The sequence below is a fragment of the Streptococcus sp. oral taxon 431 genome, assembly GCF_023110115.1.
Classification (GTDB): Bacteria; Bacillota; Bacilli; order Lactobacillales; family Streptococcaceae; genus Streptococcus.
Map to the genome: position 1 here is coordinate 250406 of NZ_JALDVP010000001.1, position 22149 is coordinate 272554.

The following is a 22149-nucleotide window of genomic DNA, read 5'->3' on the forward strand; positions in this document are numbered from 1 at the left end:
ATGAGAAATGTAACGGTTGCAGCTATTCAGATGCAATGCGCTAAGGATGTGGAAACCAATATCCAAACAGCTGAACGTTTAGTTCGACAAGCTGCTGAGCAAGGAGCCCAAATTATTCTCTTGCCTGAATTATTTGAACGTCCCTATTTCTGTCAGGAGCGTCAGTATGACTACTACCAGTATGCCCGGTCGGTGACAGAAAATACGGCTATTCAGCATTTCAAAGGAATTGCCAAAGAGCTAAAGGTGGTTTTACCGATTAGTTTCTATGAAAAAGATGGTAATGTCTTATACAATTCTATTGCTATCATTGATGCAGATGGAGAAATACTGGGCGTTTATCGTAAAACTCATATACCAGATGACCATTATTACCAAGAGAAATTCTATTTCACACCTGGAAATACTGGTTTCAAGGTCTGGGACACTCGCTATGCCAAGATTGGTATTGGCATCTGTTGGGACCAGTGGTTCCCTGAAACAGCCCGTTGCCTTGCCTTAAATGGTGCAGAATTGCTTTTTTATCCAACAGCCATTGGTTCGGAGCCGATTTTGGATACAGATAGTTGTGGTCACTGGCAACGTACTATGCAAGGGCATGCAGCAGCAAATATTGTTCCAGTTATCGCAGCTAATCGTTATGGTTTGGAAGAAGTCACTCCTTGTGAGGAAAATGGAGGACAAAGTTCCAGTCTTAATTTCTACGGTTCATCCTTTATGACCGATGAAACAGGAGCTATTTTAAGTAAAGCTGAACGACAAGATGAAGCAATCCTCTTAACCACTTATGACCTTGACAAGGGAGCAAATGAACGCCTGAATTGGGGCCTCTTTAGAGACAGAAGACCAGATATGTATAAAGATATCGTGAAATGACAAAAAGCCTCCAAGAGGCTTTTTGTTTATATACTATATTAATTTTTGATAAAGTATTAGAAATCTGATAAAATGAACATAGCATTACTGAGGAGAAGAAAGACTGGGAAGCTCTCAATGAATTTTTCCTTTAATAATTAAGTCGTTATGACGGTAGATGTGGGCAAGCAATGAACGACCACCAAGCGCCTGATCCAAATGCTTATTCGGTTTATTCTGATGAGTTATTAGTAGAAAATTCTTAAGCTGAATTATTTTAAATGATAATCTATCATTGTAATTACGGTAATTATTTGTTATAATACTTCAAAGGAGGAAATCAGATGGTATTAAAAACAAGAAAACAAGGAAATTCAATCACCATTACCATTCCAAGTGAATTCAATATTCCAAGTGGTGTTAAATACGAAGCAAAATTGTTACCAAGTGGTGAAATTATCTTTACTCCCGAAGAGTCTGGACATCAGATTTCTTATGTATCTGATGATGCCTTTGACTTAAATTTGGACAAAATTTTTGACGAATACGATGATGTTTTTAAAGCTTTGGTGGAAAAATGACAGTCTATCTAACAGAAAGGCAAATTGAAAAAATCAATGCTTTAGCAATTCAACGGTATTCACCTAATGAAAAAATTCAAACAGTTAGTCCTTCTGCCTTAAATATGATTGTCAATTTACCAGAACAATTTGTCTTCGGTAAACCTCTTTATCCAACAATTTTTGATAAGGCAACGATACTATTTGTCCAATTGATCAAGAAGCATGTTTTTGCCAATGCTAATAAACGAACTGCTTTCTTCGTTTTGGTGAAATTTCTACAGTTAAATGGTTATCGTTTTTCTGTAACAGTTGAAGAAGCGGTAGATATGTGTGTAACTATCGCAGTAGACTCCTTAACAGATGAAAGGTTATCTAGCTACACCAAATGGATCTCTGAACATTCATTTAGAACTAATGGCCAAATTTAAGCTTGGATATTTAAATCCTATAAGTAAAAAATAGATAAACAGACAGTATTAGAATTCTGAAATACAGAAATCTAATATTTTGAATATGTCAATCATTCAACCTTATTAAACAAAAAAAGTAGCCCACTAAGGCTACTTTTTAAAATTCTTTATAAACATAAGTATTTTCGGGTTTGTCTACTTTGATGAAGGACTGGACTTCAAGGGTTGGGAGGACTTGGTTGAGTTCTTTGTGATAGTGATTGCTAATATTACCTTTGACTCTGACCCAAGTGTTATTTTCGTACTGAATAGTGTTTCCAGTGGTCAAAAGGCCAAAAACTCCTGAATCAGCAATACAGTGCATAATACCAAAGCGAAAAACAAATTGACTATTGGTATGATTTGGATCGTTGTAGACAAAGCCAGTAAACTCTATTTCCTTACCTTCAAATTCATTTGGATAATCATAGATAGCTTCCATGACCTCCAGGTAATTTTCATCATTGATAACTATCCTAGATTGAGATAAGTATTTATCAGCACTCTTTCGAATAATATTTTCATGAGCTGTTTGTGAATAAAAGCGACTGGTATCCGGCTTAAGATACTGACTGCTCGTTCCTTCACTTGCTTGGATTGCCTTGTCAGTTCCTTCCGACAAAGGGAAATAATATCCTTTTGCCGATACTGTTTGTGAATCCAGAGTGACAGTTGGAAATGTAAATCCAACTAACAAGGGTAAACTTAAGAGGACAAAACTAGCAAGCTTGGCTGAAAAACTATGTAAGTGACTGTGTTCTTTCAAACGCTTGAAGCAAATATAGGCTTGAACAATGGCTAGTAGCAAAGATAAAAACATAGTGATATAAGCCAGATATGAGTAGTGGAGGTTTATATACTGATTGAGCTTACCTGATAGGTGCAGATAAAGGGTTAAGATAAAATAGCCAAATAAGATAAAAAATCGAATCATAGCAGCACCCCGACTAGATAAGAATAGACAAGAACAACAAGAGTTACAATTGTCATGAATTGCCAAATAAATCGCGTTTTGAGATAATTCTTCATCATGAGTAGGTTCTTGACATCAAGCATGGGACCTATAACCAGAAAGGCAAGCACTGGAGCAAACCCAAAACTTGATAGAAGAGAAGAGCCAATAAAGGCATCCGCTTCACTACAGAGGGATAGAAGGAAAGATAAGACCATCAGAAGAACAATAGCGAGCATTGGTGTCGCACTGATGGATGTCAGGATACGAGTTGGAACATAGACTTGGACTATACTTGCAAAAAGACAGCCAAAGACCAAATAACGCCCCATATCAAAGAATTCATCAATAGCTTGGATAAAGATCTGAAGCAGTTTTTGACTTTTAGTCAAGTGAGAAAAATCATGCTCATGGCAAGCCAATCTATTTTCTTTTTGGATAGGTCCCTCCCAGACAAAACCAAGAAAGATACCCAATATAGTAGCAATTAGAATAGCGCCCAAAGCTCTTAGGAGAACCATTTGAATTGAATTACTAAAGGCTGAATAAGTCGCAAAAAGTACGATGGGATTGATGATAGGAGCGGTTACTAGAAAGGGAACAGCTGTATAGCTTGGAACCTTCTTTTCTAAAAAACGATTGATGATCGGAACGATTCCACATTCGCAAGAAGGAAAGAGAAAACCGATGAAGCTACCAAAAAAGATTCTCCCCAAGCGATTTTTAGGGAGAAATTTATAAACCTTCTCAGGTGTGACATAGACTTCAATGGCACCAGAGATGATACTACCAATTAAGACAAACGGTAAAGCTTCAATGATAATTGAAAGAAAAATGGCGCCAGCTTGTAGCACACTAGAAGGGAAACTTTGAAAGAGTGTCATCTATTTTTTCTTTACTGCCTTATCTTTCTTTTCTTTGTCATCTGGAAATGTTACTTGCTTTAAATCAGGTAGTTTAGCGAATTCTTCGAACATCTTATCTAAGTCATCAGTTTTTGTAAATTTAACAGCCATGATGCATACCTCGATTCTTTTAGTTAACACTATTATACTATTATTTCTAAGAAATAGTTGGATTTTAAAATAAACATGGCTTTTATCTTTATAAAGTTGAAATAAAGCAACAAATTAATGAAAACAAGCTTTCGCGCTTATGGTATAATAGTTTCATGGATAAAAAATATGAAAAAATTTCCCAAGATTTGGGTGTAACTTTAAAGCAGATTGATACTGTCTTGTCTTTGACAGCAGAAGGAGCAACTATCCCCTTTATCGCCCGTTATCGGAAAGACATGACTGGTAGCCTAGATGAAGTTGCTATTAAAGCTATTATTGACCTCGATAAAAGTCTAACAGCTCTCAACGATCGTAAAGAAACTGTTTTAGCAAAAATCAAAGAGCAAGGCACGTTAACCAAGGAATTAGAAGAAGCAATTCTTTCTGCCGAAAAATTAGCAGATGTAGAAGAACTTTATCTTCCCTATAAGGAAAAACGTCGCACCAAGGCAACGATTGCGCGTGAGGCGGGACTCTTCCCACTTGCTCGTTTAATCCTACAGAATGTTTCTAACCTAGAAAAAGAAGCAGAAACATTTGTCTGTGAAGGTTTTGAAACTCCACAAGATGCTTTAGCAGGGGCAGTAGATATCTTAGTAGAAGCTCTTTCTGAGGATGTTACTTTACGTTCAATGACTTATCAAGAGGTACTTAGACGCTCTAAGATTACTTCTCAAGTCAAAGATGAGAGTCTTGATGAAAAACAAATCTTTCAGATTTATTACGATTTCTCAGAGACAGTTGCAAACATGCAAGGCTACCGTACACTTGCCCTTAATCGTGGTGAGAAGCTAGGAATTTTGAAAATTGGTTTTGAGCATGCGACTGATCGGATTCTATCTTTCTTTAGTGGTCGTTTTAAAGTTAAGAATGCTTATATTGACGAAGTTATTCAGCAATCTGTTAAGAAAAAAGTATTGCCAGCTATTGAGCGTCGTATTCGTACGGAACTAATAGAGAAGGCAGAAGAAGGAGCTATCCAACTCTTCTCAGAAAACCTTCGTAATCTCCTTCTGGTTGCACCTCTTAAAGGGCGCGTGGTCCTTGGATTTGACCCTGCCTTTCGTACAGGTGCCAAGCTTGCAGTCGTTGATGCGACTGGGAAGATGCTGACGACCCAGGTCATTTATCCCGTCAAACCAGCTTCAGCTCGTCAGATTGAAGAAGCAAAGAGAGATCTGGCAGATTTAATTGGACAATACGGTGTGGAAATCATTGCTATCGGCAATGGTACTGCTAGTCGTGAGAGCGAAGCCTTCGTCGCTGAAGTTCTTAAAGATTTTCCTGAGGTCAGCTATGTCATTGTAAATGAGAGCGGTGCATCTGTCTACTCAGCTAGTGAACTTGCTCGTCAAGAGTTTCCAGAGTTAACTGTTGAAAAACGTTCTGCTATTTCCATTGCTCGTCGCTTGCAAGACCCACTTGCTGAATTGGTTAAAATCGATCCCAAATCCATCGGTGTCGGTCAATATCAGCACGATGTTAGTCAGAAAAAACTGTCTGAAAGTCTTGACTTTGTTGTTGATACAGTAGTTAACCAAGTTGGTGTCAATGTCAATACAGCTAGTCCAGCCTTACTTTCACACGTAGCTGGGCTTAACAAAACAATCTCTGAAAATATCGTGAAGTACCGTGAAGAAGAAGGAAAAATTACATCACGCGCCCAAATCAAGAAAGTTCCTCGTTTAGGAGCAAAAGCCTTTGAACAGGCTGCAGGTTTTCTCCGTATCCCTGAAAGTAGCAATATCCTTGACAATACAGGTGTTCACCCAGAAAACTATGCTGCCGTCAAGGAACTTTTCAAACGTTTGGACATTAAGGACCTAAACGAAGAAGCACAAGCAAAACTCAAGTCTATATCAGTTAGTGAAATGGCTCAAGAGCTAGACCTCGGTCAAGAAACCCTCAAAGATATTATTGCAGATCTTCTCAAACCAGGCCGTGATTTCCGTGATTCTTTCGATGCTCCGGTCCTTCGCCAGGATGTCTTGGATATCAAGGATTTAAAAATCGGTCAAAAGCTTGAAGGTGTCGTTCGTAACGTTGTAGACTTCGGTGCCTTTGTTGACATTGGTATTCACGAGGATGGCCTGATTCATATCTCTCACATGAGCAAGAAATTCATCAAGCATCCGAGTCAAGTCGTTTCAGTTGGTGATTTGGTAACCGTTTGGGTAAAGAAAATCGATGTCCAACGCGAAAAAGTAAATCTGTCGCTCATTGCACCAGATGAATCTAACTAATTACGTTCGACAAGTTTCTTTAGAAGACTTTGGGAAACCTTTCAAACACCAAGCTCAATGGAATTCTCGTCTACGGTCGACAGGTGGACGATTTTTCCCTAAGGATGGGCATTTAGACTTTAATCCTAAAGTCTATCAAGAACTTGGTTTAGAGGTTTTTCGGAAAATTGTCCGTCACGAACTCTGTCATTATCATCTATACTATGAGGGCAAGGGGTATAAACATAAAGACACAGCCTTTAAGAAACTATTAAAAGAAGTAGACGGGCTCCGCTTTGTTCCTCCCTTATCAAGTGCTCGTCAAAAACCAGCTTTGGTTTATAAATGTCACTCTTGTGGTCAAGCCTATCAAAGAAAGCGTCGAATTGATACCAAACGTTATCGTTGTGGCCTTTGTCATGGTAAACTTATCCTACAAAATCAGCCCAAGGACTGATGCAGGGTGTTTTAGTTCATGTTATACTTATTTCAAGAATACCGAAAGAGGTACAAACTATGAATAAAAAATTTTACAAAATGAGACGAAATCGTATGATATCAGGAGTACTTGTTGGACTCTCTGATAAATGGGACCTTGATGTTACTCTTGTGCGCTTCATTTTTGCTATCTTTACAATCGCAAACTTCGGACTTGGAATCATCATCTACATTATCCTAGCCTCTATCATGCCAACAAAGGAAGATATCGAAGCAGAAATGTACGGAACAGGACCACGCAAGATGAAAGAAGCTGAACCAATCGATGATGATAAAGGTTGGTTTTGGTAGTTTTACTTAATTGTTTATGTTTGTATAATAAAAAAGATACCGTACGGTATCTTTTTTAAATACTAAATAACTGACCCAATAAATATGTCACTCCCATGGTTAAAAGACCTATACAGAGGTTACGAATCATAGCTGTTTTGGTTGGGGCTTTTCCGAGTTTGGCACTGGTGTAACCTGTAATCAATAGAGAAATCGCAACGATAAAAACAGTAGCAGGGATTCGATAGTCACTTGGAAAGACAGTTATTGAAAGCATGGGCGGAAGACTTCCGAGGACAAAGGCGATAAAGCTAGATGCTGCAGCATGCCAAGGATTAGTAAATTCTTCGTATTCGATTCCATACTTTTCCTCGACTAGAGCCTTAAGTGGATTATTTAGAAAAGCTTTGTTAACTAATAGTTGGGCTGATGTTTCACACTCACCATTTTGAAGATAAGCTGCGTATAGAGATTTTTTAGCAGCCTCCATATCTTTATCCAAAAGAAGTTGTTCGCGGGCTACAGCGGCTTCCTCCGTGTCTTTTTGAGTAGATACGGATACATACTCGCCACCAGCCATAGAAAAGGCGCCAGCAAGAATAGCAGCTAATCCTGAGAGGAAGATAATCCAGATATTAGTTGTAGCACTGGCAACCCCGATAACAACTCCAGCGATAGAGATAATACCATCATTTGCTCCTAGTACACCAGCACGCAAGATATTTAAACGGCCAGCAAAGTTTGCATCAATTTCATGTGTAATTTCTGACATAGTTTTCTCCTTTCTAAACATTATAAAGTATAGGAGAAGTGAATACAAACTTTTTAAACTATCTGAAAAAAGTTCTACAATTCTAATAATAGACATAGCTATTTCTTATGCCAATATATAACAAAGTTGTATTTGTAACTGAACGAATTAGGTGATACAATGAACCTAATGAAATCTTAGGAGGACTCACAATGACTCGTGAATTTAAATTTGAAACCCTACAATTGCATGCAGGACAAGTGGTAGATGCGACTACAAAATCTCGTGCAGTTCCTATTTACCAAACGACATCTTTTGTATTTGAAGATACCCAAGAAGGTGCAGAGCTTTTTGCCCTTCAAAAGGCTGGAAATATCTATACTCGTATTACCAATCCAACAACATCAGCCTTTGAAGAGCGTATTGCTGCCCTTGAAGGTGGAGTAGGTGCACTTGCAACAGCTTCTGGGATGGCAGCCCTTACCTATACAATTCTTGGACTAGCTCACGCAGGAGACCACGTCGTTGCGGCATCTACTATCTATGGTGGTACCTTTAACCTCTTGAAAGAAACCCTTCCTCGTTATGGAATCACCCCAACTTTTGTTGATATTGATAATCTAGAAGAGGTAGAAGCAGCGATTAAAGACAATACTAAACTTGTCTTGATTGAAACCTTGGGTAATCCAGTTATCAATATTCCAGATATCGAAAAAATCGCTGAAATTGCTCATAAACACCAGATTCCTTTGGTTGCAGACAATACTTTTGCAACACCATATCTTATCAATGTCTTTTCTCATGGTGTAGACATTGCAGTTCATTCAGCAACTAAGTTTATCGGTGGTCACGGTACAACTATTGGTGGTGTCATTGTCGATAGTGGGAAGTTTGACTGGGCAGCTTCAGGGAAATTCCCTCAATTAGTCGAAGAAGATCCAAGCTACCACAATATCAGTTATACTCGTGATGTTGGTGCTGCAGCCTTTATCGTAGCTGCTCGCGTTCAGTTACTTCGAGATATGGGAGCTGCTCTTTCACCGTTTAACTCATTCTTGCTTTTACAAGGTCTTGAAACACTTTCTCTTCGAGTTGAACGTCATGTTCAAAATGCTGAGAAAATCGTTGATTTCCTTGTAAACCATCCAAAGGTTGAAAAAGTTAATTATCCAAAACTTCCAGATAGTCCATACCATGCCTTGGCTGAAAAATACTTACCAAAAGGGGTCGGATCAATCTTTACCTTCCACGTTAAAGGCGGAGAAGCAGAAGCACGTAAAGTGATTGATAACTTAGAAATCTTTTCAAACCTAGCCAATGTTGCAGATGCAAAATCATTGGTCGTTCATCCGGCAACTACAACCCATGCTCAGTTGTCAGACTCTGATTTAGAAGCAGCAGGAGTAACTAAAAATCAAATCCGTCTCTCAATCGGTCTTGAAAATGTCGATGATTTGATTGAAGATTTGCGTCTTGCACTTGAAAAAATCTAAAAAAAAACTAGTTTTTATCGAATTAAACATCCTTCTCACGAATAATAAAGTGAGGAGGATTTTTATGTATAGTATTTCATTTCAAGAAGATTCGCTTTTACCAAGAGAGAGACTAGTCAGAGAGGGAGTAGAAGCACTCAGCAATCAAGAATTACTGGCAATATTACTAAGGACAGGAACAAAACAGGCCAATGTTTTTGAAATAGCACAGAAGGTTTTAAATAACCTAACTTGCCTAACAGATTTAAAAAAAATGAGCCTACAGGAATTGCAGACTTTATCAGGTATTGGACGTGTTAAGGCTATCGAATTACAAGCTGTTATCGAATTAGGCTACCGTATCCATAAAAGGGAAACAGTGGAAATGGAGAGCATTCTTAGCAGTCGTAAATTAGCTAAAAAGATGCAAGCTGAGCTTGGAGATAAAAAACAAGAGCACCTAGTGGCGCTCTATCTGAATACTCAAAATCAAATCATTCACCAGCAGACTATTTTTATAGGATCTGCTACGAGAAGCATTGCTGAACCTAGAGAAATTCTCCACTATGCCCTAAAGCACATGGCAACATCTGTAATTCTTGTTCACAATCATCCATCAGGGGCAGTAGTTCCTAGCCCCAATGATGACCATGTGACGAAGCTTGTTAAAGAAGCTTGCGAGTTAATGGGATTGGTCTTATTGGATCATCTTATCGTCTCACATTCCGATTATTTTAGTTACCGTGAGAAGACGGACCTGATATAGGATTATTTTTTGAAGTTTAGAGGACCCTGCTCAATCGCTTGTAAAGCGTAAGACTCTACTTCCTTCATATCAATTTTAGGAAGAGGATCAATTGCAGGGACTAGCAACTTTTCTTGCACGATAAAGTCGACAATAGCATTGAAATCTTTAATTTTATAATACTTTTTGGAGTGGATCAAGATATCTCTGTAAAAAACAAGCGAAGAACGAAATCTGCCTTTAAATTTGGCATCTGCCTTTTTACAAAATGGTTTTGCCTTTTTAGAGATTTTTTTTCAGTTCTTTTTGTTTGTCTTTTAGTGAGAGTTTGTCGAGATACTCTTTATTCTTAGAAAATGATTGGTAACTATATGCCATTAAAAGACTATATAGATTAGAATGTTGAAAATAAACTTCTATTTTCTTTTCCTTATAGGTTGAGAAATGGTCAATTTCCTTGCTCTTAACAGATGTTAAGACATTAATTTCTAAATCTCTTAAAAGTTCATGAGTAGAAGGGATGTTAAGTTTATTCATAATTAATTAGCTAATTTATCGAATTTACAATTCATTGACAACATAGTCGAAAAGTGTTTTATCTTTGGGGCGATTTTCAAAGAGAAATTCTGGATGCCATTGAACACCGAGATAAGGGAAACCGTCCGTACTTGTAACAGCTTCGATAATACCATCTTTAGGATCATGTGCTACAACCTGAAGATTAGGAGCTAAATCTTTGATGCTCTGATGGTGGAAAGAGTTGATATGAGAGATTTCTCCATAAATTTCTCGAAGAATAGTATTTGGTTCTGTGACAAGACGCTGAGTGGTGTATTCAGCGGAAGTATCTTGCCAATGATCTTCGATATCTTGATAAAGAGACCCGCCCATGGCTACGTTAAAGAGCTGAGTACCACGACAGACAGAAAAAATAGGTTTCTTTTGCTTGATTGCTTCTTTAATGAGGGCTAACTCAAAAATATCACGTTGAAGGTGGTAATCGTCGCTATCAATAGCTTTTGGCTCACCATAGTATTTAGGGTCAACGTTTTGTCCACCAGTTAAAATAAGTTTATCAATTAAACTAATGTAGTAACCGGCCATTTCTTCATCACCAATTGGTAGGATAATGGGAATTCCACCAGCTTCCTTAACTCCTTCAACAAAGCCTTTGGCAGCATAACTCATCATAAGCTCATCGTCTGGATGGGCATTTTCGTTTCCTGTAATCCCAATAACTGGTTTTTTCATAAATCAATTCGCTTTCTAATCCTCTTTTCGCATGAAATAGAGGAGGGTTTGAAGTTCGCTAGTAAGATCGACATACTGAACAACTACGTCTTTAGGAAGATGTAGGTGAACAGGAGAAAAACTGAGGATACCTTTGATACCAGCATCAACCAAAAGTTCCGCAACTTCTTGAGATTTAACACTAGGAACAGTAAGAATAGCAGTTTTAACATCACTATCCTTAATTTTATCCTTTATTTGAGAGATTCCATAAATTGGAACACCGTCGGGTGTCTTGGTACCAACCTCAGGATGATCATCTAGGTCAAAAGCCATGATGATTTTCATTTTGTTACGCTCATGAAAGCGGTAGTGGAGGAGGGCATGCCCCATATTTCCAATACCCACAAGCATCACATTGGTAATAGAATTATCATTTAAAAGATCAGCGAAAAAGTTCATGAGCTTTTTGACATCATAGCCAAATCCACGACGTCCAAGTTCGCCAAAGTAAGAGAAGTCACGACGAACAGTGGCAGAATCAATTCCAATCGCTTCTGCAATTTGTTTGGAATTAGCTCTTTCAATTTTCTCGGCATTAAATCTTTTAAAAATACGGTAATAGAGAGAAAGTCTCTTTGCTGTTGCTTTAGGAATAGCTGACTGTTTTTCTTTCACAAAATCACAACCTTTCTATCTACTATTTTATAGAAAGCTTGTGAAAATTGCAACAATAACGAAAAAAAAACTAAGAAAAATCTTAGTTTATCTTAGTTTCGTGGTAAGTCCTTAAAAAGCGGTAGAGATTACCTAGAAGTCCCTGATAAATTTCAACTCCATCATGTGTTAATGAAGTAATAAGAGTAGTATCAGGAAGGGTTACACAACCCGATAGAGAGAGCATAAGAGCTTCATAGTCTTCGTATTCTTGCACACGCTCTACTTGATAGGAGTCCTTGTAAGTTAATCGAAACATAATGACCTTCTATCTTTCGCTTTTTGTAAATACGCCACGCTCAACCAGGCTATCCATCAAGAAGTAGAATTTCTCTTGGTGAATGTGAGTTTCTTCTGATTTAAAGATATCAACTAAACGTAGACCAAATTTATCAGTGATGTTGATTTTGACCCCAGTTAAGTCTTTGTTGATGATAATCTTAAGTTGGAATCCCTCTCCACTATTTGGTACTTTTTCAAGAAGACGCGTTAATTCATAGTTACCAACTTTAGTTTCAAAAAAAGTATTATCTTTAAGCGTAAATTTTTTTACAGTTGGGCTAAGTGTGTAATCATAACGGCAATTTTTTAGTTTAATCGTTTGTTCGAATGCCATTGAGTTATCCTCCGATGATATTTTTAAGAGTTTTAGCAAGAGTAATTATTTCTTGTTCTGTATTTTGAGGTGAAATGCTGACGCGAACTGACTCGTGTAAGCGAGGAGAGTCTTCGCCGTAGAAGGCTTGAAGAACATGACTGACCTGAACAACACCAGCTGTACAAGCAGAACCAGTCGAGATAGAAATTCCTTCAAGGTCTAGACGAAGTAGCAGTAGATCGTTGCGTTGTCCTGGAAATCCAATGTTGAGGACATAGGGAAGTTGCTCTTTACCTTGGTTTAGATAGTAGGTTGCTCCAGCCATTTCAGCTAGAAATGTTTCTTGTAGTTTTTGAACTTTTTCAAAGTTAGGCTCTATATGTTCAAGATCATCCTTTAGAGCTGCAACCATACCTATAATTGCGGGAAGATTTTCTGTCCCTGCTCTTTTTTTCTGTTCTTGATCTCCGCCATGTAGGTAAGGATCAAAATCTGTAGAAGCAGCGTATAGGAAACCGATACCCTTTGGACCGTGAAATTTATGAGCAGAAGCACTGAGGAAATCTATTCCTAGTTCTTCAGGAAGAATTTCTAGCTTTCCGACAGCTTGAACAGCATCTACATGATAAGCTGCTGAATGTTCTTTTAAAATCTGACCAATTTCAGCGATTGGCAAGAGAGTACCTGTTTCATTATTGGCATACATGGTTGAAACTAGAATAGTATCTTCACGGAGTGCATTTTTAACTTGCTCTGCTGTGATTTCTTGATTTTCAGGTTCTAGAATTGTCACTTCAAACCCAAATTTTTCAACTAGATATTCAATAGGTTCAAGCACAGCATGATGCTCGATAGCAGTAGTAATGATATGTTTGCCACGATCTTGATGACGAAGACAGTAGCCGATAATAGCTGTATTATTACTTTCTGTACCACCAGAGGTGAAGAAAACGTGTTGGGGCTTTGTACCTAGTAAACCTGCTAATTCTTGACGGGCTTCACGTAATAATTTACCTGCTTGTCGCCCATGGCTATGAATACTAGAAGGGTTCCCATATGTTTCTTGCATGACTTGAGTCATTGCTGAGATAGCTGCAGGTGACATGGGTGTCGTAGCAGCATTATCTAAATAAATCAAAAACTCACCTAATTTCTATTTAAATTTAAATAGTGGACTAACTGGTTTTCTTTCATGAATACGAACCATGGCATCACCAATTAGTTCGCTTGCGGTAATATATTGTACATTCTTAGGTTTTTTACTTTCTGTCAATACAGAATCTGTCACCAAGACTTCCTTGATATCAGTTGCATCTAACAACTCCGCAGCACCATTAACGAACAATCCATGGCTAGATACCGCGTAAATTTCAGTAGCACCATCGCGTTCCAAAATTTTAGCAGCTTCAGAGAAAGTCCGGCCTGTATTAAGGATGTCATCGATTAAGATTGCTTTCTTGCCTTCAACCTCACCGATAATATATCCTTGACTACGTTCAGAATCATCTTGAGCATAGTCGATGATAGCAATCGGCGCATCAAGGTATTCAGCAAGACTACGAGCACGTTTTACACCTGAATTTTTAGGGCTAACAACAACCACATCTGAACCTGTCAAACCTTTATCACAATAATGTTTTGCAAAAAGAGGAATTGTGTAGAGGTTGTCAACAGGAATATCAAAGAAACCTTGAACCTGAACAGCGTGGAGATCAAGTGTCAATACACGACTAACTCCAGCTTTAACCAACATATTTGCAACAAGTTTAGCCGTAAGGGGTTCGCGAGAAGAAGCGATACGGTCTTGACGAGCATAACCAAAATAAGGCATGACAACATTGATTGTATTTGCACTAGCACGAACACAGGCATCAACAGTGATTAAAAGCTCCATCAAATGATTGCTAACAGGACAAGAAGTAGACTGGATGATATAAACATCATAGCCACGAACACTTTCTTCGATGTTAACTTGGATTTCACCATCTGAGAATTGACGTGATGATAATTTTCCAAGTGGCACACCTGCAGCATCTGCGATTTTTTGAGCAATTTCATGGTTTGATGAAAGCGAAAAAAGCTTCATATTCTTTGTATCTGACATTGATAAACCGTCCTCTATAAACTAAGTGAATCAGCAAAAGAAAACAATTTTAAAACAAGAGTTTTCTGTTACAGATTCTAATTTTTTTTATCTCCTTTATTTTATCAAAAAAAGTTGATTATTTCAGGATTTTTTCATATTTTCTATAAATCGTACTAATTTTGAAGGTGCTTTCTTGTAATGGATATCATTGGCTTGTAAAAACTCCTGAAAATTAAGACTTCCTTGGTCACCATTCTCAACTTCTAGCTCTAGTTCATAATCTACAATATCGAAGTAGCGGCTTTGATCAAGCGCCATGAGTCCAATAGCTGTTTCTTTTTCGTAACGAACAGTAGTTAGGCAACCTAAAACCACCCAACCACTTGTTGAAAGTCCACGGCTAGTTAGTTCTTCTAGAATCATCCCCTGAGGGAGTTTACAATTTTCAAGACAATATTTTGCTTCCTCAAGAGTAAGGGATTGGTTGTATTCCATATTTCCGACTTCTTGAGGAATCTTAATAGTCAGTTCGGCGCTTGTATCGAACGTACGAATACGCATTGCAATTTTATGTTGGCGAAGGTAAAAATCAGGCGTATCTAAGTAGTAATTTCTTTGTGTAACTGGTGTGACTTCTGAAAATTGAGCTAGCAATCGATCATATTCTTCTTCACTTAGAAGTGTTTTCATTTCTATTTCTAAATGTTTCATTTTTACAACCTTTTCTTTATATTTGAAAGCGATTTATGGTATAATAAGCATTGTATTTATTGTATATGATTTTCATGAGAAAATCAAAAACTAGATAAATGAAACTGCATAGAGAATTGGACGTAAGAGTTATATGATTACAGAATGGGAAGAATTTTTAGATCCTTACATTCAAGCTGTCGGAGAATTAAAAATTAAACTCCGAGGTATCCGAAAACAATATCGAAAACAAAATAAACATTCTCCTATTGAGTTTGTCACAGGTCGCGTAAAGCCGATTGAAAGCATCAAAGAAAAAATGGCACGTCGTGGGATAACCTATGACACGCTTGAACAAGATTTGCAGGATATTGCAGGATTGCGTGTGATGGTTCAATTTGTAGACGATGTGAATGAGGTTGTATCTATCCTGCGTAAAAGACAGGATATGAGAGTTGTTCAAGAACGAGATTATATCACTCATCGTAAGGCGTCAGGTTATCGTTCTTACCATGTAGTTATTGAATATACAGTCGATACTATAAATGGTGCAAAAACCATCTTAGTTGAGATTCAAATTCGTACGTTGGCAATGAACTTTTGGGCGACGATTGAACATTCACTCAACTATAAATACCAAGGAGATTTCCCGGAAGAAATCAAGGAAAGACTTGAGATTACCGCTAGAATTTCTCATCAGCTAGATGAAGAAATGAGTAAGATACGTGCTGATATCCAGGAAGCGCAAGCACTCTTTGATCCTTTGCACAGAAAATTAAATGACGGGGTAGGAAACAGTGACGATACCGATGAAGAATACAGGTAAACGAATTGACCTAATTGCCAACCGTAAACCTCAGAGTCAAAAGGTTCTTTTTGAATTAAAAGATTGCTTAAAAAAGAATAATTTTATCCTGAATGATAAGAATCCAGACATCGTTATCTCTATTGGTGGAGATGGCATGTTACTGTCTGCATTTCATAAATATGAAAACCAACTCGATAAGGTGCGTTTCATTGGAGTACATACTGGTCACTTAGGTTTTTATACGGATTATCGTGATTTTGAGTTGGATCAATTAGTCACAAATTTACAGTTGGATAATGGAGCTCGAGTTTCTTATCCGCTCTTAAGTGTTAAAATCTTTCTTGAAAATGGTGAAGTCAAGTCTTTCCGAGCACTAAATGAAGCTAGTATTCGTCGAGCGGATCGTACTATGGTTGCGGATGTCATCATTAACCATGTTCCCTTTGAACGTTTCCGTGGTGACGGCTTAACGGTTTCAACGCCAACTGGAAGTACAGCCTACAATAAATCACTTGGTGGTGCTGTCCTACATCCGACTATAGAAGCGTTACAATTGGCGGAAATTGCTAGTCTGAATAATCGAATTTATCGAACACTTGGTTCTTCAATCATTGTTCCTAAGAAAGATAAAATCGAACTAATACCAACTCGAAATGATTATCATACTATCTCTATCGATAATAGTATCTATTCTTTCCGAAATATTGAAAAAATAGAGTACCAAATCGATCACCACAAGATTCATTTTGTAGCCACTCCAAGCCACACCAGTTTTTGGAATCGTGTTAAAGATGCCTTTATTGGTGAGGTGGACGAATGAGGTTTCAATTTATTGCCGACGAACATGTCAAGGTCAAAACCTTTCTGAAAAAACATGAAGTTTCTAAAGGTTTACTTGCCAAGATTAAGTTTCGAGGTGGCGATATCCAGGTGAATGGGCATCCACAGAACGCAACCTATCTCTTAGATATCGGAGATGAGGTTGTCATTGATATTCCACCTGAGGAAGGTTTCGAGACATTGGAAGCAATTGATTATCTGCTAGATATTCTATTTGAAGATGATCATTTCTTGATTATTAATAAACCCTTTGGTGTTGCATCTATTCCTAGTGTCAATCATTCCAATACCATTGCCAACTTTATCAAGGGTTACTATGTCAAACAGAACTATGAAAACCAACAAGTCCACATCGTTACTAGACTTGATAGAGATACCTCTGGCTTGATGCTTTTTGCAAAACATGGCTACGCGCATGCTAGGTTAGACAAGCAATTGCAGAGAAAGGCTATTGAAAAGCGTTATTACGCCCTGGTTAAAGGTGAGGGTCATCTTGATCCTCAGGGAGAAATCATTGCACCAATAGCCAGAGATGAAGATTCCATCATCACTAGACGGGTCGCAAAAGGTGGGAAGTATGCTCATACTTCTTATCGAGTGGTAGCATCTTATGGAAATATTCACTTAGTTGATATTCGTCTCCATACTGGGAGAACCCACCAGATTCGGGTTCATTTCTCGCATATTGGATTTCCATTACTCGGAGATGACCTTTATGGTGGAAGTTTAGACCATGGCATAGAACGCCAGGCTCTACATTGCCATTACTTATCGTTTTATCATCCTTTCTTAGAAGAGCAGTTAGTGCTAGAATGCCCACTGCCGGATGATTTTAACGCACTTATTACACAGTTATCAAATAATAATTTATCTTAAAAGGAGTCAAAACTTATGGAAGTTTTTGAAAGTTTGAAAGCCAACCTAGTTGGTAAAAATGCACGCATCGTTTTACCTGAAGGTGAAGAACCACGTATCCTTCAAGCGACGAAGCGTTTGGTAAAAGAAACAGAAGTTATCCCTGTCCTATTAGGAAACCCTGAAAAAATTAAAATCTATCTTGAAATCGAAGGAATTACAGAAGGTTACGAAATCATTGATCCAGAACACTACCCACAATTTGAAGAAATGGTAGCTGCGCTTGTTGAACGTCGTAAAGGAAAAATGACAGAAGAAGAAGCGAGAGAAGTGCTTGTCAATGATGTTAACTACTTTGGTGTAATGTTAGTCTATATGGGCTTAGTAGACGGTATGGTGTCAGGTGCGATCCACTCAACAGCTTCAACTGTTCGTCCAGCTCTTCAAATCATCAAGACTCGTCCAAATGTTAGCCGTACATCAGGAGCCTTCCTTATGGTTCGTGGCGCTGAACGTTACTTGTTTGGTGACTGTGCTATCAACATCAACCCCGATGCTGATGCTCTAGCTGAAATCGCGATTAACTCAGCAATCACAGCTAAGATGTTCGGTATCGAACCTAAGATTGCTATGCTTAGCTACTCAACTAAAGGTTCAGGTTTTGGTGAAAGTGTTGATAAAGTTGTTGAAGCAACAAAAATCGCTCATGAATTGCGTCCAGACCTTGAAATTGATGGAGAATTGCAATTTGATGCTGCCTTTGTTCCAGAAACTGCCGCTCTTAAAGCTCCAGGAAGTAATGTAGCAGGACAAGCTAATGTCTTTATCTTCCCAGGTATTGAAGCTGGTAACATTGGTTACAAGATGGCAGAACGTCTCGGCGGATTTGCTGCAGTTGGACCTGTATTGCAAGGACTTAACAAACCAGTAAACGACCTTTCTCGCGGATGTAACTCTGATGATGTTTACAAATTAACTCTTATCACTGCAGCACAAGCGGTTCATCAATAAGAATTTTATCCCTCTTTTCCTCTCGGTAAAGGGGGATTTCCCTTTTATTGAGATATCATTCATCTGCAAAAATAGCCAAAATATGGTAAAATAGTCAGTAATCATCTATGTTTTATAGAATAAGTTTGTATGAAGAAAAGGAAATAAAATGGCAACTATTCAATGGTTTCCTGGACATATGTCTAAGGCGCGTCGTCAAGTCCAGGAAAATTTAAAATTTGTTGACTTTGTAACAGTTTTAGTAGATGCACGTTTGCCCTTGTCTAGTCAAAATCCGATGCTGACTAAAATCATCGGAGATAAACCAAGACTATTGATTTTGAACAAAGCAGACCTTGCGGACTCAGCATTAACGAAAGAGTGGCGTCAATACTTTGAATCACAAGGTATTCAGACACTTGCTATTAACTCTAAGGAACAAATAACAGTAAAAGTAGTAACGGATGCTGCTAAGAAACTCATGGCAGAGAAGATTGCGCGTCAAAAAGAACGTGGTATTCAAATTGAAACTTTGCGTACCATGATTATTGGGATTCCAAACGCTGGTAAATCAACTCTGATGAACCGTTTGGCGGGTAAGAAAATCGCTGTTGTTGGTAATAAACCTGGTGTTACTAAGGGGCAACAATGGCTTAAAACTAATAAGGACCTTGAGATTTTGGATACTCCAGGTATTCTTTGGCCAAAATTTGAAGATGAAACCGTAGCACTCAAGCTTGCTTTAACTGGAGCTATCAAAGATCAGTTGCTTCCAATGGATGAAGTAACGATTTTCGGTCTTAATTACTTTAAAACACATTACCCTGAAAAGCTTCAAGAACGTTTTAAACAAATGAATTTGGACGACGAAGCTCCAGAAATCATCATGGATATGACACGTATCCTTGGTTTCCGTGATGATTACGATCGCTTCTATAATCTCTTTGTCAAGGAAGTTCGTGACGGAAAACTTGGTAACTATACCTTAGATACATTGGATGATATCGATGGCAACGATTAAAGAAATAAAAGACGCATTAGCAAAGATAACAGATCTTGAAAGTCCCCTTTTTAAGGAGTTTGAAAATGATTCTCGCTCAGGTGTACAAAAGGAAATTGAAAAGCGTAAGAAAGCTATTCAAGCTGAAATTGATGAAAATCTGCGCCTAGAAGGCATGTTATCTTATGAAAAAGTGCTTTACGCTCAAGGTTTTAGCTTAATTGCTGGTGTAGATGAGGTCGGACGTGGCCCATTAGCTGGTCCTGTTGTTGCTGCGGCAGTCATTTTACCTCAAAATTGTAAGATTAAAGGTTTAAATGACAGTAAAAAAATCCCTAAGAAAAAACACGAGGAGATTTTTCAGATTGTCAAAGAGAATGCCCTAGCAATCGGTATTGGGATTATGGATAATCATGTCATTGACCAAGTCAATATCTATGAAGCAACGAAACTAGCCATGAAGGAAGCTATCTCTCAACTTGAACCTCAACCAGAACACCTTTTGATTGATGCAATGAAGTTGGATTTGCCGATTTCTCAAACATCCATCATCAAAGGAGATGCGAATTCCCTATCCATTGCAGCTGCATCCATCATTGCTAAGGTTACAAGGGATAAGATTATGGATAACTATGACCAGGAATTCCCAGGTTATGATTTTTCTCAAAATGCTGGTTATGGAACGGCTAAACATTTAGAAGGTATAGAAAAGCACGGATTTACACCCATTCATCGCACAAGCTTTGAACCGATTAAAACGATCGTTTCAGAAACTAATAAAAGATAATTAAAGGAGAGAATTATGGAGGAACAATCGGAAATACTTAGTTCCAAGAAAGAATTTGCCTTCGCGTCCAGTACGATCTTAGCCCAAGTAGGGCGAGGTATTATTGTCGGATTAGTCGTAGGAATTATTGTAGGATCATTTCGATTTTTGATCGAAAAAGGCTTTCATATCGTTCAAGGATTTTATCAAGACCAAGAAAATCTGATACGGAATCTATTGATTATTTTCCTTCTTTATCTTTTTATATGCTGGCTTAGTGCCAAATTAACACGTTCAGAAAAAGATATCAAAGGTTCTGGTATTCCTCAAGTTGAAGCGGAGTTAAAAGGTCTCATGTCTCTCAACTGGTGGAGTATTCTCTGGAAGAAATACATTCTGGGTATTTTGGCCATTGCAAGTGGGCTTATGCTCGGTCGTGAAGGTCCCAGTATTCAGCTAGGTGCCGCTGGAGGAAAAGGAATTGCTAAATGGCTCAAGTCTAGCCCTGTTGAGGAGCGTTCTTTGATTGCTAGCGGAGCTGCGGCTGGACTTGCTGCAGCCTTTAATGCACCGATTGCGGGGTTATTATTTGTAGTAGAAGAAGTCTATCACCATTTTTCACGATTCTTCTGGGTTTCTACCTTGGCTGCTAGTCTAGTAGCAAACTTTGTTTCCCTTCTCATCTTTGGCTTAACACCTGTGCTTGATATGCCTGATAATATTCCTCAAATGAGTCTTAGTCAATATTGGATTTATCTGGTTATGGGGATTTTTCTTGGAGTTTCTGGATATCTATATGAGAAAGCCGTTCTGAATGTTGGCAAAGTTTATGACTGGGTTGGCCAAAAGCTTAACATTGATAAAGCTTATCATCCGATTTTTGCTTTTATTCTTATTATTCCAGTAGGAATTTTTCTACCACAGATTCTTGGTGGTGGGAATCAAGTTGTCTTATCCTTAACAGAACAGGATTTTAGCTTCCAAATTCTCTTAATTTACTTCATCATTCGCTTTATCTGGAGCATGATCAGTTATGGAAGTGGACTACCAGGTGGAATTTTCCTACCTATTTTAGCTTTAGGATCCTTACTTGGAGCTCTGGTCGGTGTTATTTGTGTCAATCTTGGCCTTGTTAGCCAGCAGCAATTTCCTATCTTTGTGATTCTTGGAATGAGTGGGTATTTTGGTGCTATTTCAAAAGCACCATTGACAGCTATGATTCTTGTGACTGAGATGGTCGGAGATATCCGAAATCTAATGCCTTTAGGGATGGTCACCCTAGTTGCTTATATTGTTATGGATCTGCTCAAAGGGGCGCCCGTCTATGAAGCCATGCTAGAAAAAATGTTACCTGAATCAGCAACAGATGATGGAGAAATTACCCTAATTGAAATTCCAGTATCAGATAAAATAGCTGGTAAGCAGGTACATGAACTCAATTTACCTCATAATGTGCTCATCACAACCCAAGTACATAATGGGAAAAGTAAGACAGTTAATGGATCTACAAGGATGTATCTAGGTGATATGATTCATCTCGTGATTCCAAAAAGTGAAATTGGAAAAGTGAAAGATTTATTGTTGTAGAATTAGTTATTTACATAAATTATATTATGTCATGTATATTAGTGGTCTAAGATTAGTAATTATAATGATAGACCAAATCATATAAATCAAAACTCGATTCCTATATAATGGTATCGAGTTTTTATATTGTATTCTAATAAACTTAAA

The 22149-nt window shown here is 38.0% G+C and carries 27 protein-coding genes; 15 read left to right on the forward strand and 12 right to left on the reverse strand.

Annotated features, from left to right (window positions below):
- The 3 genes from aguB to M1F91_RS01380 all read left to right on the forward strand — a co-directional run bounded on the left by aguB (position 1) and on the right by M1F91_RS01380 (position 1846).
- On the forward strand, positions 1–876 hold the full coding sequence (gene aguB, locus M1F91_RS01370) for an N-carbamoylputrescine amidase (protein ID WP_247912313.1): 876 nt from the start codon (positions 1–3) through the stop codon (positions 874–876).
- Between the two features lie 323 nt (positions 877–1199).
- Positions 1200–1436 (forward strand): AbrB family transcriptional regulator, encoded by a 237-nt coding sequence (locus M1F91_RS01375; protein WP_247912314.1) that lies wholly within the window; start codon positions 1200–1202, stop codon positions 1434–1436.
- Entirely contained in the window at positions 1433–1846 is a 414-nt protein-coding gene (locus M1F91_RS01380) for a type II toxin-antitoxin system death-on-curing family toxin (RefSeq protein ID WP_247912315.1), read from the forward strand. Before M1F91_RS01375 ends, M1F91_RS01380 begins: the two co-directional genes overlap by 4 nt.
- Positions 1847–1985: 139 nt before the next feature.
- Here the strand turns inward: M1F91_RS01380 and M1F91_RS01385 are convergent, their stop codons facing one another.
- Genes M1F91_RS01385 through M1F91_RS09115 form a run of 3 tightly spaced genes read right to left on the reverse strand, consistent with a single transcriptional unit; the run spans position 1986 to position 3835 of the window.
- Positions 1986–2801 (reverse strand): TIGR03943 family protein, encoded by an 816-nt coding sequence (locus tag M1F91_RS01385; protein ID WP_247912316.1) that lies wholly within the window; start codon positions 2799–2801, stop codon positions 1986–1988.
- A complete protein-coding gene (locus M1F91_RS01390; RefSeq protein WP_247912317.1) occupies positions 2798–3703 on the reverse strand; it encodes a permease in 906 nt (301 codons plus the stop codon). Before M1F91_RS01390 ends, M1F91_RS01385 begins: the two co-directional genes overlap by 4 nt.
- A complete protein-coding gene (locus M1F91_RS09115) occupies positions 3704–3835 on the reverse strand; it encodes an SPJ_0845 family protein (RefSeq protein WP_263393592.1) in 132 nt (43 codons plus the stop codon). It lies immediately after the preceding gene.
- Between the two features lie 155 nt (positions 3836–3990).
- On the opposite strand from M1F91_RS09115, the gene M1F91_RS01395 reads away from it, so the two are divergent.
- The 3 genes from M1F91_RS01395 to M1F91_RS01405 are packed head-to-tail and all read left to right on the forward strand — an operon-like array spanning position 3991 to position 6888.
- Positions 3991–6120 carry a Tex family protein gene (locus M1F91_RS01395; protein WP_247912318.1) on the forward strand — a complete coding sequence of 710 codons (2130 nt, stop codon included), beginning with the start codon at positions 3991–3993 and terminating at the stop codon, positions 6118–6120.
- Positions 6107–6556: a SprT family protein gene (locus M1F91_RS01400; protein WP_247912319.1), complete on the forward strand. Its 450-nt coding sequence runs from the start codon at positions 6107–6109 to the stop codon at positions 6554–6556. The genes M1F91_RS01395 and M1F91_RS01400 overlap by 14 nt, the downstream gene beginning before the upstream one ends.
- A gap of 59 nt (positions 6557–6615) precedes the next feature.
- Complete coding sequence (locus M1F91_RS01405; protein ID WP_247912320.1) at positions 6616–6888, forward strand: PspC domain-containing protein; 273 nt, start codon at positions 6616–6618, stop codon at positions 6886–6888.
- Between the two features lie 55 nt (positions 6889–6943).
- Here M1F91_RS01405 and M1F91_RS01410 read toward each other — a convergent pair whose 3' ends face one another.
- Positions 6944–7639, reverse strand: coding sequence for a VIT family protein (locus tag M1F91_RS01410; RefSeq protein WP_247912321.1), 696 nt, complete (start codon positions 7637–7639; stop codon positions 6944–6946).
- 191 nt (positions 7640–7830) lie between these two features.
- Here M1F91_RS01410 and M1F91_RS01415 point away from each other — a divergent pair, with 191 nt between their 5' ends.
- A complete protein-coding gene (locus M1F91_RS01415; protein ID WP_247912322.1) occupies positions 7831–9111 on the forward strand; it encodes an O-acetylhomoserine aminocarboxypropyltransferase/cysteine synthase family protein in 1281 nt (426 codons plus the stop codon).
- Between the two features lie 64 nt (positions 9112–9175).
- A complete protein-coding gene (radC, locus tag M1F91_RS01420; RefSeq protein ID WP_247912323.1) occupies positions 9176–9856 on the forward strand; it encodes a DNA repair protein RadC in 681 nt (226 codons plus the stop codon).
- Between the two features lie 261 nt (positions 9857–10117).
- On the opposite strand, the gene M1F91_RS01425 is transcribed toward radC, so the two are convergent.
- From M1F91_RS01425 to M1F91_RS01460, 8 genes are all read right to left on the reverse strand, one after another.
- Entirely contained in the window at positions 10118–10372 is a 255-nt protein-coding gene (locus M1F91_RS01425; RefSeq protein ID WP_247912324.1) for a hypothetical protein, read from the reverse strand.
- 24 nt (positions 10373–10396) lie between these two features.
- Entirely contained in the window at positions 10397–11086 is a 690-nt protein-coding gene (locus M1F91_RS01430; RefSeq protein ID WP_247912325.1) for a gamma-glutamyl-gamma-aminobutyrate hydrolase family protein, read from the reverse strand.
- A gap of 15 nt (positions 11087–11101) precedes the next feature.
- The gene (locus M1F91_RS01435; protein WP_004252929.1) at positions 11102–11743 is read right to left on the reverse strand and encodes a redox-sensing transcriptional repressor Rex; all 642 of its coding nucleotides are present in this window, start codon (positions 11741–11743) and stop codon (positions 11102–11104) included.
- Positions 11744–11825: 82 nt separating this feature from the next.
- Positions 11826–12041 (reverse strand): DUF4649 family protein, encoded by a 216-nt coding sequence (locus M1F91_RS01440; protein WP_247912326.1) that lies wholly within the window; start codon positions 12039–12041, stop codon positions 11826–11828.
- A gap of 9 nt (positions 12042–12050) precedes the next feature.
- The gene (locus tag M1F91_RS01445) at positions 12051–12398 is read right to left on the reverse strand and encodes a DUF1831 domain-containing protein (RefSeq protein ID WP_074324088.1); all 348 of its coding nucleotides are present in this window, start codon (positions 12396–12398) and stop codon (positions 12051–12053) included.
- A 4-nt stretch (positions 12399–12402) separates the two neighbouring features.
- Positions 12403–13518 carry a cysteine desulfurase family protein gene (locus M1F91_RS01450; protein WP_247912327.1) on the reverse strand — a complete coding sequence of 372 codons (1116 nt, stop codon included), beginning with the start codon at positions 13516–13518 and terminating at the stop codon, positions 12403–12405.
- A 15-nt stretch (positions 13519–13533) separates the two neighbouring features.
- A complete protein-coding gene (locus M1F91_RS01455) occupies positions 13534–14484 on the reverse strand; it encodes a ribose-phosphate diphosphokinase (RefSeq protein ID WP_247912328.1) in 951 nt (316 codons plus the stop codon).
- A 123-nt stretch (positions 14485–14607) separates the two neighbouring features.
- Positions 14608–15177, reverse strand: coding sequence for a CYTH domain-containing protein (locus M1F91_RS01460; protein WP_247912329.1), 570 nt, complete (start codon positions 15175–15177; stop codon positions 14608–14610).
- Positions 15178–15310: 133 nt separating this feature from the next.
- Between M1F91_RS01460 and M1F91_RS01465 the strand changes: the two genes are divergently transcribed.
- The 7 genes from M1F91_RS01465 (at position 15311) to M1F91_RS01495 (ending at position 22002) form a co-directional block, all read left to right on the forward strand.
- Positions 15311–15982 (forward strand): GTP pyrophosphokinase family protein, encoded by a 672-nt coding sequence (locus tag M1F91_RS01465; RefSeq protein ID WP_045616114.1) that lies wholly within the window; start codon positions 15311–15313, stop codon positions 15980–15982.
- Complete coding sequence (locus M1F91_RS01470; protein WP_247912330.1) at positions 15966–16784, forward strand: NAD kinase; 819 nt, start codon at positions 15966–15968, stop codon at positions 16782–16784. The genes M1F91_RS01465 and M1F91_RS01470 overlap by 17 nt, the downstream gene beginning before the upstream one ends.
- On the forward strand, positions 16781–17680 hold the full coding sequence (locus tag M1F91_RS01475; protein WP_247912331.1) for an RluA family pseudouridine synthase: 900 nt from the start codon (positions 16781–16783) through the stop codon (positions 17678–17680). The genes M1F91_RS01470 and M1F91_RS01475 overlap by 4 nt, the downstream gene beginning before the upstream one ends.
- Before the next feature lie 15 nt (positions 17681–17695).
- A complete protein-coding gene (gene pta, locus M1F91_RS01480) occupies positions 17696–18670 on the forward strand; it encodes a phosphate acetyltransferase (RefSeq protein WP_247912332.1) in 975 nt (324 codons plus the stop codon).
- A gap of 148 nt (positions 18671–18818) precedes the next feature.
- Positions 18819–19670, forward strand: coding sequence for a ribosome biogenesis GTPase YlqF (ylqF, locus tag M1F91_RS01485; RefSeq protein ID WP_247912333.1), 852 nt, complete (start codon positions 18819–18821; stop codon positions 19668–19670).
- On the forward strand, positions 19657–20436 hold the full coding sequence (locus M1F91_RS01490; RefSeq protein WP_247912334.1) for a ribonuclease HII: 780 nt from the start codon (positions 19657–19659) through the stop codon (positions 20434–20436). Before ylqF ends, M1F91_RS01490 begins: the two co-directional genes overlap by 14 nt.
- 15 nt (positions 20437–20451) lie before the next feature.
- A complete protein-coding gene (locus M1F91_RS01495) occupies positions 20452–22002 on the forward strand; it encodes a ClC family H(+)/Cl(-) exchange transporter (RefSeq protein WP_247912335.1) in 1551 nt (516 codons plus the stop codon).
- Positions 22003–22149: the final 147 nt, after the last annotated feature.

Bases quoted from the DNA above. Each gene is read 5' to 3' on its own strand.
- ylqF (WP_247912333.1), top strand. From the start codon at position 18,819: ATGGCAACTATTCAATGGTTTCCTGGACATATGTCTAAGGCGCGTCGT.
- M1F91_RS01405 (WP_247912320.1), top strand. From the start codon at position 6,616: ATGAATAAAAAATTTTACAAAATGAGACGAAATCGTATGATATCAGGA.
- M1F91_RS01440 (WP_247912326.1), bottom strand. From the start codon at position 12,041: ATGTTTCGATTAACTTACAAGGACTCCTATCAAGTAGAGCGTGTGCAA.
- M1F91_RS01395 (WP_247912318.1), top strand. From the start codon at position 3,991: ATGGATAAAAAATATGAAAAAATTTCCCAAGATTTGGGTGTAACTTTA.
- M1F91_RS01460 (WP_247912329.1), bottom strand. From the start codon at position 15,177: ATGAAACATTTAGAAATAGAAATGAAAACACTTCTAAGTGAAGAAGAA.
- M1F91_RS01385 (WP_247912316.1), bottom strand. From the start codon at position 2,801: ATGATTCGATTTTTTATCTTATTTGGCTATTTTATCTTAACCCTTTAT.
- M1F91_RS01375 (WP_247912314.1), top strand. From the start codon at position 1,200: ATGGTATTAAAAACAAGAAAACAAGGAAATTCAATCACCATTACCATT.
- aguB (WP_247912313.1), top strand. From the start codon at position 1: ATGAGAAATGTAACGGTTGCAGCTATTCAGATGCAATGCGCTAAGGAT.
- M1F91_RS01400 (WP_247912319.1), top strand. From the start codon at position 6,107: ATGAATCTAACTAATTACGTTCGACAAGTTTCTTTAGAAGACTTTGGG.
- M1F91_RS01425 (WP_247912324.1), bottom strand. From the start codon at position 10,372: ATGAATAAACTTAACATCCCTTCTACTCATGAACTTTTAAGAGATTTA.
- M1F91_RS09115 (WP_263393592.1), bottom strand. From the start codon at position 3,835: ATGGCTGTTAAATTTACAAAAACTGATGACTTAGATAAGATGTTCGAA.
- radC (WP_247912323.1), top strand. From the start codon at position 9,176: ATGTATAGTATTTCATTTCAAGAAGATTCGCTTTTACCAAGAGAGAGA.
- M1F91_RS01410 (WP_247912321.1), bottom strand. From the start codon at position 7,639: ATGTCAGAAATTACACATGAAATTGATGCAAACTTTGCTGGCCGTTTA.
- M1F91_RS01465 (WP_045616114.1), top strand. From the start codon at position 15,311: ATGATTACAGAATGGGAAGAATTTTTAGATCCTTACATTCAAGCTGTC.
- M1F91_RS01415 (WP_247912322.1), top strand. From the start codon at position 7,831: ATGACTCGTGAATTTAAATTTGAAACCCTACAATTGCATGCAGGACAA.
- M1F91_RS01390 (WP_247912317.1), bottom strand. From the start codon at position 3,703: ATGACACTCTTTCAAAGTTTCCCTTCTAGTGTGCTACAAGCTGGCGCC.
- M1F91_RS01495 (WP_247912335.1), top strand. From the start codon at position 20,452: ATGGAGGAACAATCGGAAATACTTAGTTCCAAGAAAGAATTTGCCTTC.
- M1F91_RS01470 (WP_247912330.1), top strand. From the start codon at position 15,966: ATGAAGAATACAGGTAAACGAATTGACCTAATTGCCAACCGTAAACCT.
- M1F91_RS01455 (WP_247912328.1), bottom strand. From the start codon at position 14,484: ATGTCAGATACAAAGAATATGAAGCTTTTTTCGCTTTCATCAAACCAT.
- M1F91_RS01445 (WP_074324088.1), bottom strand. From the start codon at position 12,398: ATGGCATTCGAACAAACGATTAAACTAAAAAATTGCCGTTATGATTAC.
- M1F91_RS01430 (WP_247912325.1), bottom strand. From the start codon at position 11,086: ATGAAAAAACCAGTTATTGGGATTACAGGAAACGAAAATGCCCATCCA.
- M1F91_RS01475 (WP_247912331.1), top strand. From the start codon at position 16,781: ATGAGGTTTCAATTTATTGCCGACGAACATGTCAAGGTCAAAACCTTT.
- M1F91_RS01380 (WP_247912315.1), top strand. From the start codon at position 1,433: ATGACAGTCTATCTAACAGAAAGGCAAATTGAAAAAATCAATGCTTTA.
- pta (WP_247912332.1), top strand. From the start codon at position 17,696: ATGGAAGTTTTTGAAAGTTTGAAAGCCAACCTAGTTGGTAAAAATGCA.
- M1F91_RS01490 (WP_247912334.1), top strand. From the start codon at position 19,657: ATGGCAACGATTAAAGAAATAAAAGACGCATTAGCAAAGATAACAGAT.